The following is a 14,561-nucleotide window of genomic DNA, read 5'->3' as shown; positions in this document are numbered from 1 at the left end:
CAACGCCCGTCGGGACCAATGCATGGGAGCCACGCGACGAGGCCGGGGCGTGTCCGACGGCGTGGGGGCGCGCGGCGTCCGGCATGCGGCACTGTCCGTGCTGGAGCATCCGGAACCCAACCGGGTCGTGTCAGTGAAGGGCTATGCCCCCTTCTCCTCCTCTTCCATCGCCGCGAGGAATCCCGTCGTGAAGTCCGGATGGCGAGGCGTCCACCCCAGGGCCTCCAGCTTCGCGGCGCGAATGGCCCGGTCTCCCCGCAGGGATTCATGGAGGGAGTCGAGGGGCACGCGGGGCGGCAGGGGGAGCCCCAGCCGCTGACAGAGCCAGGACGCGGTCTCCTCCTGGGTCGCGGGCCGACGGTCGGCCACGCAGTACACCTCGCCGGGAGCACCACGCTCCAGCACCACGCGCACGGCGTGCACCAGGTCATCCACGTGCACGCGAGACAGCCGTCCCCCTCCGGATTCGGGGATGCGCAGCGTACCGGCCTTGAGGCGACCGGAGGTCCCGCGCCCCGGCCCGTAGATGCCCGCGATGCGCATCACGCTCGCGCCCAGCGAGAGGAAGCGCGCCTCCGCATCCAGCCGCGCGCGGGAGGAAGCAGATGTCGTGTCGACCGGCGTGGACTCATCCACGGATCCACGCGCGGCGCCATAGACGCCGGTGGAGGACAGGTAGACGAGCCGCGAGGGACGGACCCGCGACAGCGCTTCGGTGAAGCGGGCGTCCAGGCCGGCCTCGGGAGGAACGGAGTCGACGACGTGCGCGCCCGGAGCGCGAGCCAGCGCGTCGTCGAGCGACACCACCCGTGCACCCGAGCCTTCCAGGATCGCTCGGCGGGAGGCATCGCGAGTGGTGGCGAGCACTTCGCGGCCGGACCGGGCCTCTTCCACGGCGAACCGGGTGAGCGTGTAGCCACAGCCAAGCAGCACGAGCGGTGCGGTCATGGCCACCGCGATACCGGGCAACGCCCACCTCGCGCAAGGGCATGCCGCCCTCTGGAGAACGAGCCGTCCTCCTTCCGGAGCAGGACGGCCGACGGCCAGAGCATGGCGTCCTCACGGCCCTGGCCGCGAGTCTAGAAGGGGCGCCTCCGCGGACACGAGGCCTCCCTTCAAATGCGCGGGCCAGCAAGCAATGCGGCCAGTGGCCCGAACGTTTCCGCCACGGATGCCAGCCCGCGCATCCGCGCGACCTCCCTGGACGGACGCGTGCCCACAGGCGCCCTGCACGGACGCAGGCCCGTGTACCCAGAACTCCGCGCGACCACGCATGCAAGCTCGCGCGTCCACGAGACGTCCCTGCGCGGACGCAGGCCCGCGGGCTTCCCGCACGGACGCAGGCCCACGGGCTCCGAACTCCGCGCTACCACGGTTGCACGCCCGCGCGTCCGCGCGACCTCCCTGCGCGGACGCGGGCCCGCGGGCTCAGAACTCCGCGCTCGCACGCGGGTCGATGATGCCGCACTCCTTGATCTTGTAGAGCAGCGCCTTGTAGCTGATGCGCAGCTTCCCGGCGGCGCGGCGCTTGTTCCACGCGGTGCGCTGAAGCATCGCGAGGATGGCCTCGCGCTCGGCGAGCATCGCGGCGCGCTTGCCGATGTCCTTGAGCGACAGCTCCCCTGCCGGAGGCGGCGGGGGCGGAGGCTGCGGCGCGTCGAACGGGTTCGCGTAGCGCTGCGGCGCGACGGCGTTGAACGGCGAGGAGTCCGTCCCCAGCGACACCGGGGGCGGCGTCAGGGAGCTACCGCGCGCGGGCATCTCCAGCACCTGCACGCCCGGGTTCGTGGGCGGCGAGTGCGACGGCGGGGCCGCGAAGACGCGGGCCGCCTCGTCCATGTGGCGCGACGGCGGCGTGCTGAAGTCGTCACCTCCGCCGAAGGACGTGGGCAGCGACGGGGCGCTCGCCGGCGCACGACCACCGGCGTGGATCTCATCCAGCACCAGCGTCGGGTCCTTCAGCACGCACAGCCGGCGCACCATGTTCTCCAGCTCGCGAACGTTGCCCGGCCAGTCGTAGTCGCCGAACGCGTGCAGCACCTCCGACGGCAGCTCGGAGACGTTCGTCATGAAGCCCCGGCCATACTTCTTCAGGAAGTGGTCCGTCAGCGGCACCACGTCCTCACGGCGCTCACGCAGCGGCGGAAGGCGGATGGCCACCACGTTGAGGCGGTAGTAGAGATCCTCGCGGAAGTTGCCGAGCGCGATCTCCTTCTCCAGGTCGCGGTTCGTCGCCACCACCACGCGGCTGTCCACGCGGACGCTCTTCTTGCCGCCGACGCGGAAGAACTCCTCGTCCTGCAACACCTGGAGCAGCTTCGCCTGGAGCCGGATGGCCATCTCGCCAATCTCATCCAGGAAGATGGTGCCCTGATCCGCCAGCTCGAACTTGCCCGGCTTCTCCGCCGTGGCGCCCGTGAACGCGCCGCGCTCATGGCCGAACAGCTCGCTCTCCAGCAGCTCGCCCGGCAGCGCCGCGCAGTTCACCTTGATGAAGGGCCGGCCGTGGCGCTGGCTGCGCGCGTGGATTTCCCGGGCGATGACCTCCTTGCCCGTGCCGGACTCGCCCAAGAGCAGCACCGGCACGTCCGTGTCCGCGATGCGCTCCACCAGCGCGCGGGCGCGGCGCATGGCCGGAGAGTTGGAGATGAGCACGCGGGCCTCGGCGGCGGCCTCCGAGGGAGACAGCACCACGCGAGGCACCGGCGCGCTCGCCTGCCGCTCCGGCACCCGAGTCCCCAGCGCCCGCGCGAGCACGTCCTGCAGCTCATCGTTGCCAAAGGGCTTCGCCAGATAGTCGGACGCGCCCATCTTCAGCGCGCGCACCGCGTCATCCGCGCCCGACAACGCACTCAACACGATGACCGGGGCCGTTCCCCCCGTGCTCCGGTAGCGGCGCAGCACCTCCAGGCCGCTCATCTCCGGCATCACCACGTCCAGCAGCACCGCGTCGAACGAGCCGCCGGACAGCATCTCCAGCGCCTGCGAACCACTCGAGGCACAGCGCACCTGATACCCAGAGCTGCCCAGCAGCTCGGACAGGAACGTGCGCACCGACTCCTCGTCATCCACCACCAGCACCGCGATCCGATCCATCCCCACGCCTCCGCTCGCCCTGTGCATCAAACCCTCGTGAACTTCCTCAAACCGACAACAGCCGGGCCGGACCGGCGGCCCGCCGAATCTCGCGTGTTCGTCTCAAGGTCTGCAGCGCGGCGCCCAACAGCTGGTTGGGTCCCCCCACCGTGTCCGGGAAGCTCACCGCGCCCAGCTCCAGCGACGTGCGCACCACGCGACCTTCCATCTGGAACCGGGCGGCCTCGAACCGGGCCTCCACCCGCGCCAACACCTCCGGCACCGCCTCCTCGGGCGTGCCCGGAAGCAGCATCGCGAACTCGCTGTCTCCCACGCGCGCCACCGCGTCGGCTTCACGCACCGTCTGCCCCAGCACCACCGCGCTGTAGACCAGCAGCCGGTCGGCCATGCTCCTGCCGTGCTCCTTGCGCAGCGCGCTCCACCCGCTCACTTCCGCCGCCACCACGGAGAATGTGCCCCCGTAGCGCTCCGTGCGACGGGCCTCCAGTCCAATGAGGGCCAGCAGGAAGGGACGGTTGTAGAGCCCCGTGACCGGATCATGCAGCGCCAGCGCCGTGCCTGCCTCCTCACCCGCCGCCGCGCGCTCCACCGACTGCTTGAGGCGCATCTGCGCGTGCAGCTTCGTGGACAGCTCCGCGCCATCCACCGACCGCGGCACCACGTCCACGCACTGCCCCTTGTCCACGCAGAAGCGCCACGCATCCCGGTCGTGCGAATCCACCAGGTACATCATGGGAACCGTGCCCCGGCTCACCTGCCGCAGGCGCCGCGCCGTCTGCAACGCCGCGTAGTCCGGCGGCTGAGCGGCCAGCAACACCGCGTCCGGGCGGATCACCTCGAAGAGGGGCACCGCCGCGTCGAAGCGCGTCAGGGGAACGACTCGGAAGCCCTCTCCTCCCAACGACGCCCGGGTGCGCTCCAGATCCTCTGCTCGAGGCTCCACCACCAACACCGTGGGAGGCTGCCCCGACTTTCCGGCCCGCTTGCGCCTCACGCCCACCACCGTCCCCTCCCCTCCAGCATTTTCTGCCCCACCACCCCTCCCGACCGCCCAGATTTACAGCCCCGTCCCTCTCAAGCCCTACCTATCCCCTCGGATTTCTTAGGAAAGGGCACTCGGCTACCCATCCTGGCCCACGGTTTTAGCAATGGGTATGCCATTCATCACCTCACGGAGACGCGCCTCCAGCCCTTCGGCGTCCACGCGGTGCTTGAAGGCAGGCACGCCGTCGATGAGGACCACGGGGATGTCGTAGCGCCACGTCTCGAACAGCTCGGGGCTCTGGAGGATGTCGGTGACGTGGATTTCGAACGGCAGGCGGGCCTGGACCTGCTCCACCACGATGAGCGCTTTCTCACAGAGGGAGCACCGGGGTTTCGAGTAGATATCGACTCTCATTGCGTTGCAGGATGGGCGCTCGATGCGCGGCGTGTGTGGTGATTTTTCGACGATGCCCCTCAAGGACCTGGTCGTCCACCTCGGGAATCGCCGGGCCACCGGCACCCTGAACGTGGAGCGGGGAGACGTGCGCAAGCAGCTCTTGCTGCGCGACGGCCACGTCATCACCGCCAGCTCCAACCAGCCGCGCGAATACTTCGGTCAGTTCCTGATCAACCAGGGGCACCTGACGGAGGACCAGCTGGAGCGCGCGTTCGCCACCCAGGCGGAGACGCACATCCTGCTGGGGAAGATCCTGATCATGACGGGCACGGTGTCGGAAGCCACCGTGCGCACCACGCTCTCCCACAAGTTCCGGGAGATGCTGCTGGATGCGTTCACCTGGGAGGAAGGCGGCTTCGACTTCCGCGCCACGGACGTCGCGCCGGAGCTGGAGGGCCTGGACGTCAGCGTGGACCTGCTGGACGTGCACCGCGAGGGCGAGTTCCGCGAGACGGCGTGGCAGGCCATCCGCGCGGTGTTCCCCTCCGGCTCCGTCCGGCTGGAGGTGGACGAGCGCAAGCTGACGGACCGCAAGGCGGGCAGCATGGACGAGCGCATCGTCCAGTTCGCGCGAGACGGCCTGAGCATCGACGGCATCGCGCTGGCCCTGCACGCCACCGACTTCTTCCTCTACCAGCGGCTCTACGCGCTCTACCGGCAGGACGCGCTGAAGGTGTCGGACGAGGCGCCCCTGCCCGCCCCGGATCCGGGCGCGCCCACCGTCGTGGTGGTGGAGGACGATGACGACGACCTGCCCTCGGGCGGCGTCATCGGCTCCGAGTCCTCCTCCGACGAGGTGCTCCAGGCCGCCCGGCTCTTCCTGGACGCGGGCAACCTGCGCGACGGCGAGGCCCTGGCCCGGCGGGCCCATGAAATCTCCCCGTCCGAGCACACGGCGAAGCTGCTGCGGGACGCGGAGACGCGGCTGCTGGTGGAGCTGCGCAAGGCGTTGATGGAGCCGTCGCGGGTGCCCGCGCTGCGCGTGTCGCCCGCGCACCTGAAGACGCTGCCCCTGACCTCCCCGGAGCGCTACCTGCTGTCGCGCATCGACGGGCGGCGGGACGTGGCGGCCATCGTGCACGTGTCGCCGCTCCAGGAGCTGGAGGCCCTGAAGTTCTTCCAGGGCTTCGTGGACACGGAGCTGGTGAAGCTCACCCCGCGTCCGCTGTCCTGAGACAGGCGGCCGCTCAGTGCTTGCCGGCGGCGCCGGCCGGGGCCGTCACCTCGACGGGCGCGGGGACGCGCTCCAGGGCCAGCCGCAGGGCCTCGCGGCCCAGGTAGGAGCCGCGGATGCGCCACTTGGGGTCGTTGACGATGAGGGCGGCCACGGCCACGCGCGGGTGGTCCTTGGGCGCGAAGCCGACGAACCACGAATAGTCCCGGAAGGGCTCGCGGTCCGCGAGCGTGCCCGTCTTGCCCACGGCGTTCGGGACCTGGAAGCCGCGCTCACGGAAGATGTGGCGCGCGGTGCCGTGGGTGACGGTCTCCTCCAGCATCTTCGTGAGCGCGTGCGCGGTGGTGGGCGTGAGCACGGGCTCCGGCTCCGGCAGGGGCATGAAGGGCTCGGGCTCCACCAGCACGGGGTCCACCCAGCGGCCCTCGTTGGCGGCCACCGCGGCCAGCAGCGCGCCGTGCAGCGGGGACAGGTACACGTCCCCGAAGCCCGCGCCGGTGTTGGCCAGCGCGAAGCCGTCCTCAGGGATGTACGCGAGCGACACGTCCAGGGGCTGGGCGAAGGGAATCTCGCGGTTGAAGCGCAGGCGCGCGGCCATGCGCTTGAGGGCCTCCGCGCTCAGGTGCTTGCTGGTCATCTTCGCGAAGATGACGTTGGCGCTCTTGCCCATGGCCATCGCCAGCGAATAGCAGGCGCCGTCGCGTTCGGTGTCCTCCAGCTGCCGCTCCGACAGGCGGCGCTTGCCGCCGTGGAAGCACGCCTCCGTGTCGGGTGAGACGCCGGCCTCCAGCAGCGCGCTGCCGGTGACGATCTTGAAGATGCTCGCGGCGGGGTACACCGCGCGAATGGGCAGCCCGCGCAGCTCCGGCTTCGCCTGCGAGTGCTCCGCCATCGCGAGGACGCGGCCCGTGGAGGGCTCCAGCACCACCGCGGCGCCGTAGGGCACCTGGTAGTTCTCCATGATCTTCGTGAGGGACGCCTGGAGGCCGGGGTCGATGGTGAGCACCTGATCCGGAGCGTCCTTGCCGCCCTTCACCACCAGCTTGCTGTTCACCAGCTTCGCGCGGGCCACCAGGTCCTGCGCGCGAGGCAGCCCCTGCAACTTGCCGAACGGGGGCGCCTTCTCCCGCGAGGGCACCGGCAGCGGAGGCACCATCCCGGGCTCCAGCGCCGCCCCGTCCTTCGCGGCCAGCACCTCCGCCAGCGCGCGAGCATCCACCGGGCGCGTGTCCGGCCCCGAAGCCGGCTCGCTGGGGCTCTCCCCGGCTCCCGACGGGCTCGCGGACGCGGTCTTGGGGGCGGACGGCTCCACCTCCCGCGCGCCGGGGGCCTGGGGGCCGGAGGCGGCCGAGGCTCCCGGGACGGGCGTGGCGGTCCCTGCCGCGGCGCTCGCGCCTGGCGTCCCGGAGTCTGGCGACGCGGCGGCCTGGGCGGCCTCCACCTTCTCCACCAGCGCCCGGGCCCCCACCGGGCCGGCATCCGTCCCCAGCGCGTGCACCGCCGCGGCAAGCGTCTGGGCATCCGACGGAGCGGCGGCGGACGGCGCGAGGCCGGCATCCGGCCCTGGCGCGGAGGCGCCCAGGAGCAGCGTGAGGGGGAACAGCGGCAGGGCAGCGAGGAGGCGGCGAATCATCATGCTTCAGGGCTCTCCTTGGGGGGCAGGGAGCAGGCCGCGGGATCCTAGTCGCTGAGAGCGCGCTGTCCACGGCTTGCCCCCTCGGCCGCCTTCTTCGTCCAGGAGAAACCTGGGAAGAGGCCGGGAGGTCCAGTAGGGTCCTGTGCACCTTGGACGGACTCAAAGAGATGGTGGTGATCTGGGCAGCGGAGCTGCGCCGGGCCGTGCGAAGCGGCCGGGCCGTGGTGCTGCTCGGGCTCTACAGCATGTTCACCGCGCTGGTGCTGCTCGTGGTGGGGTACATCACCCGCGAGGTGCAGGGGCAGGTGAACGACAAGCTGGCCGGCGCCGACGCGGATGCGCTGCACCTCGGGGTGCTGGGGTTCCTCACCAGCAACGACACCGCGATGATGGAGGCGCTGGCGCAGGTGCCCATCGTGGTGCTCATCGTCTTCAAGATCACCCTCTTCTTCCTGCCGGCCTACATCGCGCTGATGGGCTTCGACCAGGTGAGTGGCGAGGTCGGCCCGCGCTCCATCCGCTACCTCACCGTGCGCGCGCGCCGCGCGTCGGTGCTCTTGGGCAAGTTCCTCTCCCAGGCCACGCTGCTGTTGGGGCTGGTGCTGGTCATCGACCTGGCCATCTTCATCTACGCGCGCATCCTCAACCCCGACTTCGCCTTCGGGGTGCTTGCGCTCAACCTGCTGAAGTTCTGGGGCGCCACGCTGGTCTTCTCGCTGGCGTACGTGGCCCTCACCACCCTGTGCTCCAGCCTCTTCCGCAGCCCGGCGGTGAGCCTGGTCTTCAACTTCATCCTGCTCTTCGTCTTCTGGCTGATGGACTCCGTGGGGCGCTCGGTGAGCGATGAGAGCGTGCTGCGCTACCTGCGCTACCTGTCTCCGTCCTATTACTCGGGCAACCTCCTGCACCCGCGGCTCGCGGAGTTCGCCCTCAGCGGCGCGGCCTACTCCGCCTTCGCGGCCATCTTCCTGATCGGCGCCTACGGCGTCCTGCGCACGAGGGACCTGTGAGCGACCTGGCCATCGAGCTGTCCAACGTCTCCAAGCGCTTCGGCCCCAAGGTCGCCGTCAACGCGGTGAACCTCCAGGTGCGGCAGGGCGACGTCTTCGGCCTCATCGGGCCCAACGGCGCCGGCAAGACGACCACCTTCTCCATGATGTGCGGCTACCTCTACCCGTCCGAGGGTTCGCTGCGGATCATGGGCGTGTCGCCCACCACGCCCGGCGCCCTCAAGGGCCGCGTGGGCGCGCTGCCCCAGGACGCGGTGCTGCCCCCCGGCTGGGAGGTCGGCGCGCTGCTCACGTACTGGGCCCGCCTGTCCGCCCTGCCCCAACCCGAGACCGAAGCGCGCGAGGCGCTGGAGAAGGTGGGCCTGATGGAGGCCTGGAAGGTCCAGACGCAGGCGCTCAGCCACGGCATGGCCAAGCGCGCCGCCATGGCCCAGGCCCTCATGGGCCGCCCGCCCCTGGTCCTCCTGGATGAGCCCACCGCCGGCCTGGATCCGCGCATCGCCGCGCAGGTGCGGCAGATCATCAAGGACATGAAGGGCACGCAGACGGTGGTCGTCTCCAGCCACAACCTCCAGGAGCTGGAGGAGCTGTGCGACGCAGCGGCCATCCTCGACAAGGGGTCGCTCGCGCAGGCCGGCACCATGTCCGAGCTCACCGGCCAGGGCGCGGAGTTCCGCGTCCAGATCGCCCGGGGTGACATCATCATCCCGGAGATCACCTCCCTGCCCGGCGTCACCGACGCGCGCATGGAGGGCACGGAAGTGCTGCGCGTGCGCTTCGACGGGCAGGCCCACAAGGCCGAGGAGGTCATCAGCCGCACCGTCGGCCACCTCCTCCAGCACGACGTGCTGATCCTCGGCGTCAGCCGGGGCCGCCGCCTGGAGGACCGCGTCCTGCAGCTGCTGTAGTCACATGCCCCACGAGCGCTCACCCCGCCTTTCGCACCCAGCCCACATAGTGGGTGCCCCGACGCTCCATCCGCACGAGCTCGTTCCCGGTGGCCTCGCACCACGCGGGCAGGTCCGCCTCCAGGCCGCGGTCGGTGGACACCAGCTCCACCAGGGTCCCGGGCGTCAGACGACGCATGGCCTTGGCGATCTCCAGGATGGGCACCGGGCAGAGGGCCCCGGACGTATCCACGCGCACACCGGCTTCCATGGCCGGGCATCCTCTCACGGCGACGCGCCCGCGGCAGGTGCCCCAGCGCGCATGAGAGGGAATTTTGGTCCTCCCAACGTCGTTGTCCGCCCCTTCGAGGCCTCCAGATATGTGGCGAACGCAGGCGGTCATCGCGGCTTGCGCGTCTGGAATTCCCTCTGTTAAGTACCCCGCCCCTTTCCCTACCCAGACACCCGCTTGGGGCCCGGAGTCGGACCTATGGCGCAGGAGCATTCCCAACCCATGAAGCCCAATGTCATCGTGGCCCTGTTGGTGGGCTTGGTGCTCGGGTTCGTTGGCGGCCGTGCCGCCAGCGGCTCGAAAGCCACCCCTGGTAACACCCCCACCGTCGCGCAGGGGGCCAACAAGCCCGCGGCGCGCCAGGTGGACCCCACCGTCTTCAAGGTGCCCATCGACGGCGCTCCCTCCAAGGGCAGCGTCAACGCGCTCGTCACCGTGGTGGAGTTCTCCGACTACGAGTGCCCGTTCTGCAGCCGCGCGCACAACACCGTCGTGCAGCTCCAGAAGGACTACGGCAGCAAGCTGCGCGTGGTGATGCGCCAGAACCCGCTGTCCTTCCACCCGCACGCCAAGCCCGCGGCCCTCGCGGCGCTCGCGGCCGGTGAGCAGGGCAAGTACTGGGAGATGCACGACGTCCTCTTCGCCAACCAGAAGAAGCTGGATGGGGAGAGCCTGGAGGGCTACGCCAAGCAGATCGGCCTGGATGTGGCCAAGTGGAAGGAGGACATGACCGCGCAGCGTCTGTCCGACACCATCAACCAGGAGCAGGCCCTGGCCCAGCAGCTGGGCGCCAACGGCACGCCGGCCTTCTTCATCAACGGCCGCTTCCTCTCCGGCGCGCAGCCCATCGAGAACTTCAAGGCCCTCATCGACGAGGAGCTCGCCAAGGCCGAGGGCCTGGTGAAGACCGGCGTCGCCCCGTCGCAGGTGTACGCGCGCACCGTCGAGAAGGGCCTCGAGCGCGCCCCCACCCGCGCCGCCCAGGCCCCGGAGCCGGCCGCCGCCGCGAAGAAGGTCGAGATCCCCGCGGACTCGCCCGTCTTCGGCCCGGCCACCGCCAAGGTGACCATCGTCGAGTGGTCCGACTTCGAGTGCCCGTTCTGCAGCCGCGCGGTGCCGACCCTCACCAAGATCAAGGACACCTACGGCAAGGACGTGCGCGTGGTGTTCCGCCACCAGCCGCTGCCCATGCACGCGAACGCGAAGATCGCGGCGCAGGCCTCCATGGCCGCCCACGAGCAGGGCAAGTTCTGGGAGATGCACGACAAGCTCTTCGCCAACCAGCGCGCGCTGGACCGCGCCAGCCTGGAGAAGTACGCGCAGGAGCTGAAGCTGGACATGGCGAAGTTCAAGGCCGCCCTGGACAGCGACAAGTTCGCCGCCAAGCTGGACGCGGACTCCGCGGCGGGCATGGCCGTGGGCGCCAACGGCACGCCGGCCTTCTTCATCAACGGCCGCTTCCTCTCCGGCGCGCAGCCCTTCGAGGCCTTCAAGCCCCTCATCGACGAGGAGATCGCCAAGGCCGACAAGGCGCTCGCCGCCGGCACCAAGGCGGAGGACCTCTACGCCAAGCTGAACCAGGACAACGTGAACGCCGCTCCGGCCGCCCCCGCGGCGCCCGCCGAGCCGGCCGTGCAGAAGGTGGAGCTGGGCAGCGCGCCGGTGCGCGGCGCGAAGAACGCGCCCGTCACCATCGTCGCCTGGTCCGACTTCGAGTGCCCCTTCTGCGGCCGCGCCGTGCCGACCATCGAGCAGGTGGAGAAGGAGTACAAGGGCAAGGTCAAGTTCGCCTTCAAGCACCAGCCGCTGCCCTTCCACCAGCACGCGAAGATCGCGGCGCAGGCCTCCATGGCCGCGAACGAGCAGGGCAAGTTCTGGGAGATGCACGACAAGCTGTTCGCCAACCAGCGCGCGCTGGACCGCGCCAGCCTGGAGAAGTACGCGCAGGAGCTGAAGCTGGACATGGCGAAGTTCAAGGCCGCCCTGGACAGCGACAAGTTCGACAAGCAGATCGAGGCGGACATGGCGGACGGCGCCGCCAAGGGCGCCAACGGCACGCCCACCTTCTTCATCAACGGCCGCACGCTCGTGGGTGCGCAGCCCTTCGACGCCTTCAAGAAGGTCATCGACGAGGAGCTGAAGAAGGCCGGCGGAGCCGTGGCGGCCGAGGCGAAGTAGCCCTCCCGCGCAGCCTCCCCTGCTGAAGCACCGAAGGCCGTCGGCTCCCGAAGCGGGAACCGGCGGCCTTCGTGTTTCCAGCGTGCTTCCGGTGTCGCTCAGGAGACGGCGATGGCGTCGATCTCCACCTTGGAGCCGCGCGGCAGCGCGGACACCTGCACGGTGGCGCGGGCCGGGGGGGCCCCGGTGAAGGCGCGGCCGTAGACTTCGTTCACCTTCGCGAAGTCGCCCAGGTCGGTGAGGAAGATGGTGCAGCGAACGACGTGGGAGAAGTCCAGGCCGCTGGCCGCGAGCACGGCCTTCAGGTTCTCCATCACGCGCTCGGCCTGCGCGACGACGTCGCCGGGGACGATCTCCATCGTCTTCGGGTCCAGGGGAATCTGGCCGGACAGGAAGGTCAGCTTCCCGGCGTCCACCTGCACCGCCTGGGAGTAGGGGCCAATCGCCTTGGGGGCGTCGTCGGAGTGGATTGCCTTGCGCGCCATGCAGCACACCTCGCGTTGAGGCGGCCCCCCACGAGAACGGGGGACCGCGGGTCCGCCGCGCGCTGTAGCACAGGCCGGGCCTAGATTCGCTCGACGGAGTAGACGCCCGTCAACCGCTCGATGGAGCGCATCAGGTCCGTCAGCTGCTTGAGGTCGGAGATGGTGACCTCGAAGGTGTTCACCGCCCGGTCGTCGCCGGTGGCCCGGCAGTTGGCCTGGGAGATGTTGACGCTCTTCTTGGAGAACGTGTTGGTGATGTCCGCCAGCAGGCCCGGCCGGTCCGCCGTCAGGACGCGCAGCGTCACGGGCCGCTTGAAGTCGCCCTTCACGTCCCAGGACACGTCCACGCGCCGCTCGGGGTCCGTGGCCAGGGCCTTCTCACACCCCACCGTGTGCACCGTCACCCCCCGCCCCCGGGTGATGAACCCCGCGATGGGGTCCCCGGGAACGGGGTTGCAACAGCGCCCGAAGCGCACCAGCACGTCGTCCACGCCGCCAATCTGGACGCCGCTGCGGTTGTTGCGCCCCACCAGCCGCTTGGCCAGGTCCGTCATGCGCGACAGGCCCGGCAGCATGGAGCCGTTCGCCGCCGTGCCGTTGCCGTCCACGGGGCGCGGAGGGGGCTCCGCCTGCGCCAGCTTGTCCTGCGGCACGATGCGCAGCACCAGCTGCTGCGGCGTCACCTTGCCATAGCCGATGGCGACCAGCAGGTCGTCCTCGACGCGGAAGCCCAGCTCCTCGGCGACCTTCTTGAGCTCGCCGTTCTTCATCTGCTTGTTGAAGTTGAGCTGGAAGCGCTTGAACTCGCGCTCCACCAGCTCGCGGCCCAGCTGCAGGCTCTTGTCGCGCTGCTGCTGCTTGATGAAGCCGCGGATGCGCTGCTGCGCGCGGCTCGTCTTGACGAAGGTGAGCCAGTCCTTGGACGGGTGCGCCTGCGGGCTGGTGAGGACCTCCACCGTGTCGCCGTTCTTCAGCTTGTAGCGCAGGGGGACGATCTTCCCGTTCACCTTCGCGCCCACGCACCGGCCGCCCACGTCCGAGTGGATGGCGTACGCGAAGTCCACCGGCGTCGCGCCGCGCGGCAGGCTGCGCACGTCGCCCTTGGGCGTGAAGACGAAGACCTCGTCGGTGAAGAGGTCCACCTTCACCGTCTCCAGGAACTCCTTGGGGTCCTTGAGGTCCTGCTGCCACTCCATCAGCTGGCGCAGCCAGGCGAACTTCTCGTCGTCCTTGGAGATGGGCGCGCGGCCTTCCTTGTAGGCCCAGTGCGCCGCGATGCCCTCTTCGGCGATCTTGTGCATCTCCGCGGTGCGGATCTGCACCTCCACGCGCTCGCTCAACGGACCAATCACCGTGGTGTGCAGGGACTGGTACATGTTGGGCTTGGGGATGGCGATGAAGTCCTTGAAGCGCCCCGGCACCGGCTTCCACATCTGGTGCACCATGCCCAGCGCCTCGTAGCAGGCGGGGACCGCGGGCGCGATGATGCGGAAGGCGATGATGTCGTGGATCTGATCGAAGTCGATGCCCTGCGACTTGATCTTCTTCCAGATGCTGTAGACGTGCTTGAAGCGGCCGGAGACGTCGCCCTTGAGCCCGCGCTCCTGGAGCTTGGCGCGCATCAGGTCGCACGTGTCCTCGATGTACGCCTCGCGCTCCTTCTTGCGCTTGTTGAGCTGCTCCTCCAGCGCGAAGAACTCCTGCGGCTTCACGTAGCGGAAGGACAGGTCCTCCAGCTCCGTCTTGATCCAGGAGATGCCCAGGCGGTTGGCCAGGGGCGCGTAGATGTCCAGCGTCTCCTGTCCGATGCGGGCCTGCTTCTCCTCGGACATGTGATCCAACGTCCGCATGTTGTGCGTGCGGTCCGCCAGCTTCACGAGGATGACGCGGATGTCCTGCGCCATCGCGATGATCATCTTGCGGAAGTTCTCCGCCTGCTTCTCCTCCTGGGAGAGCGTCGCGGACGCGGAGAACTTGGACAGCTTCGTCACGCCGTCCACCAGCTGGGCGACCTCCGGGCCGAACAGCTCCGTGAGCTCCTCCGCGGTGGCGAGCGTGTCCTCGATGGTGTCGTGGAGCAGGCCGGTGACGATGGACGCCTCGTCCAGCTTCAGCTCCGCCAAGATGCCCGCCACCTCCAGCGGGTGGACGAGGTAGGGCTCTCCCGACTTGCGGAGTTGTCCCTGATGGACCTTGGCCGAGTAGACGTACGCCTTCTTGATGATGTCCAGGTCGGGGTCCGGGTGGTACGACGCAACCCGCTGCAGGATGTCGTTCAGGCGAATCATCGAGGCGGTGACAATCGTAACTGCCTCAAACAGCAGGGGCAACGTCGCCCTGGAACATCGCGTCTCCCCGGCGG

At 69.6% G+C, this 14,561-nt stretch carries 12 protein-coding genes; 4 read left to right on the top strand and 8 right to left on the bottom strand.

Features of this window, described 5'->3' with window-relative positions; all coding sequences use genetic code 11:
- Positions 1-141: 141 nt before the first annotated feature.
- The 4 genes from GTY96_RS31640 to GTY96_RS31625 form a co-directional block, all read right to left on the bottom strand.
- On the bottom strand, positions 142-948 hold the full coding sequence (locus GTY96_RS31640) for an NAD-dependent epimerase/dehydratase family protein (protein WP_161666660.1): 807 nt from the start codon (positions 946-948) through the stop codon (positions 142-144).
- A 480-nt stretch (positions 949-1,428) separates the two neighbouring features.
- A complete protein-coding gene (locus GTY96_RS31635; protein WP_143905753.1) occupies positions 1,429-3,096 on the bottom strand; it encodes a sigma-54-dependent transcriptional regulator in 1,668 nt (555 codons plus the stop codon).
- A 46-nt stretch (positions 3,097-3,142) separates the two neighbouring features.
- Positions 3,143-4,096: a GGDEF domain-containing response regulator gene (locus tag GTY96_RS31630; protein ID WP_143906052.1), complete on the bottom strand. Its 954-nt coding sequence runs from the start codon at positions 4,094-4,096 to the stop codon at positions 3,143-3,145.
- Positions 4,097-4,216: 120 nt separating this feature from the next.
- Positions 4,217-4,495, bottom strand: a complete 279-nt coding sequence (locus GTY96_RS31625; RefSeq protein WP_143905751.1) for a glutaredoxin family protein — start codon at positions 4,493-4,495, stop codon at positions 4,217-4,219.
- Positions 4,496-4,517: 22 nt separating this feature from the next.
- On the opposite strand from GTY96_RS31625, the gene GTY96_RS31620 reads away from it, so the two are divergent.
- Complete coding sequence (locus GTY96_RS31620) at positions 4,518-5,711, top strand: DUF4388 domain-containing protein (protein ID WP_143905749.1); 1,194 nt, start codon at positions 4,518-4,520, stop codon at positions 5,709-5,711.
- Between the two features lie 13 nt (positions 5,712-5,724).
- On the opposite strand, the gene GTY96_RS31615 is transcribed toward GTY96_RS31620, so the two are convergent.
- A complete protein-coding gene (locus GTY96_RS31615) occupies positions 5,725-7,347 on the bottom strand; it encodes a penicillin-binding transpeptidase domain-containing protein (protein ID WP_161666659.1) in 1,623 nt (540 codons plus the stop codon).
- Between the two features lie 167 nt (positions 7,348-7,514).
- Here GTY96_RS31615 and GTY96_RS31610 point away from each other — a divergent pair, with 167 nt between their 5' ends.
- Positions 7,515-8,357, top strand: coding sequence for an ABC transporter permease (locus tag GTY96_RS31610; RefSeq protein WP_143906050.1), 843 nt, complete (start codon positions 7,515-7,517; stop codon positions 8,355-8,357).
- Positions 8,354-9,265, top strand: a complete 912-nt coding sequence (locus tag GTY96_RS31605; RefSeq protein ID WP_143905745.1) for an ABC transporter ATP-binding protein — start codon at positions 8,354-8,356, stop codon at positions 9,263-9,265. Before GTY96_RS31610 ends, GTY96_RS31605 begins: the two co-directional genes overlap by 4 nt.
- Before the next feature lie 19 nt (positions 9,266-9,284).
- On the opposite strand, the gene GTY96_RS31600 is transcribed toward GTY96_RS31605, so the two are convergent.
- A complete protein-coding gene (locus tag GTY96_RS31600) occupies positions 9,285-9,515 on the bottom strand; it encodes a sulfurtransferase TusA family protein (protein ID WP_143905743.1) in 231 nt (76 codons plus the stop codon).
- 243 nt (positions 9,516-9,758) lie between these two features.
- Here GTY96_RS31600 and GTY96_RS31595 point away from each other — a divergent pair, with 243 nt between their 5' ends.
- Positions 9,759-11,714, top strand: coding sequence for a DsbA family protein (locus GTY96_RS31595; protein WP_143905741.1), 1,956 nt, complete (start codon positions 9,759-9,761; stop codon positions 11,712-11,714).
- A 98-nt stretch (positions 11,715-11,812) separates the two neighbouring features.
- On the opposite strand, the gene GTY96_RS31590 is transcribed toward GTY96_RS31595, so the two are convergent.
- Complete coding sequence (locus GTY96_RS31590; protein ID WP_120539974.1) at positions 11,813-12,199, bottom strand: RidA family protein; 387 nt, start codon at positions 12,197-12,199, stop codon at positions 11,813-11,815.
- An 80-nt stretch (positions 12,200-12,279) separates the two neighbouring features.
- Complete coding sequence (locus GTY96_RS31585) at positions 12,280-14,487, bottom strand: RelA/SpoT family protein (RefSeq protein WP_143905739.1); 2,208 nt, start codon at positions 14,485-14,487, stop codon at positions 12,280-12,282.
- Positions 14,488-14,561: the final 74 nt, after the last annotated feature.

It is taken from the genome of Corallococcus silvisoli (assembly GCF_009909145.1).
Lineage (GTDB): Bacteria > Myxococcota > Myxococcia > Myxococcales > Myxococcaceae > Corallococcus > Corallococcus silvisoli.
The sequence above is the reverse complement of the archived record's forward strand: the minus strand, read 5'-3'. Positions and strand labels throughout refer to the sequence as shown.

Bases quoted from the DNA above. Each gene is read 5' to 3' on its own strand.
- GTY96_RS31640 (WP_161666660.1), bottom strand. From the start codon at position 948: ATGACCGCACCGCTCGTGCTGCTTGGCTGTGGCTACACGCTCACCCGG.
- GTY96_RS31635 (WP_143905753.1), bottom strand. From the start codon at position 3,096: ATGGATCGGATCGCGGTGCTGGTGGTGGATGACGAGGAGTCGGTGCGC.
- GTY96_RS31625 (WP_143905751.1), bottom strand. From the start codon at position 4,495: ATGAGAGTCGATATCTACTCGAAACCCCGGTGCTCCCTCTGTGAGAAA.
- GTY96_RS31620 (WP_143905749.1), top strand. From the start codon at position 4,518: ATGCGCGGCGTGTGTGGTGATTTTTCGACGATGCCCCTCAAGGACCTG.
- GTY96_RS31615 (WP_161666659.1), bottom strand. From the start codon at position 7,347: ATGATGATTCGCCGCCTCCTCGCTGCCCTGCCGCTGTTCCCCCTCACG.
- GTY96_RS31610 (WP_143906050.1), top strand. From the start codon at position 7,515: ATGGTGGTGATCTGGGCAGCGGAGCTGCGCCGGGCCGTGCGAAGCGGC.
- GTY96_RS31600 (WP_143905743.1), bottom strand. From the start codon at position 9,515: ATGGAAGCCGGTGTGCGCGTGGATACGTCCGGGGCCCTCTGCCCGGTG.
- GTY96_RS31595 (WP_143905741.1), top strand. From the start codon at position 9,759: ATGAAGCCCAATGTCATCGTGGCCCTGTTGGTGGGCTTGGTGCTCGGG.
- GTY96_RS31590 (WP_120539974.1), bottom strand. From the start codon at position 12,199: ATGGCGCGCAAGGCAATCCACTCCGACGACGCCCCCAAGGCGATTGGC.
- GTY96_RS31585 (WP_143905739.1), bottom strand. From the start codon at position 14,487: ATGATTCGCCTGAACGACATCCTGCAGCGGGTTGCGTCGTACCACCCG.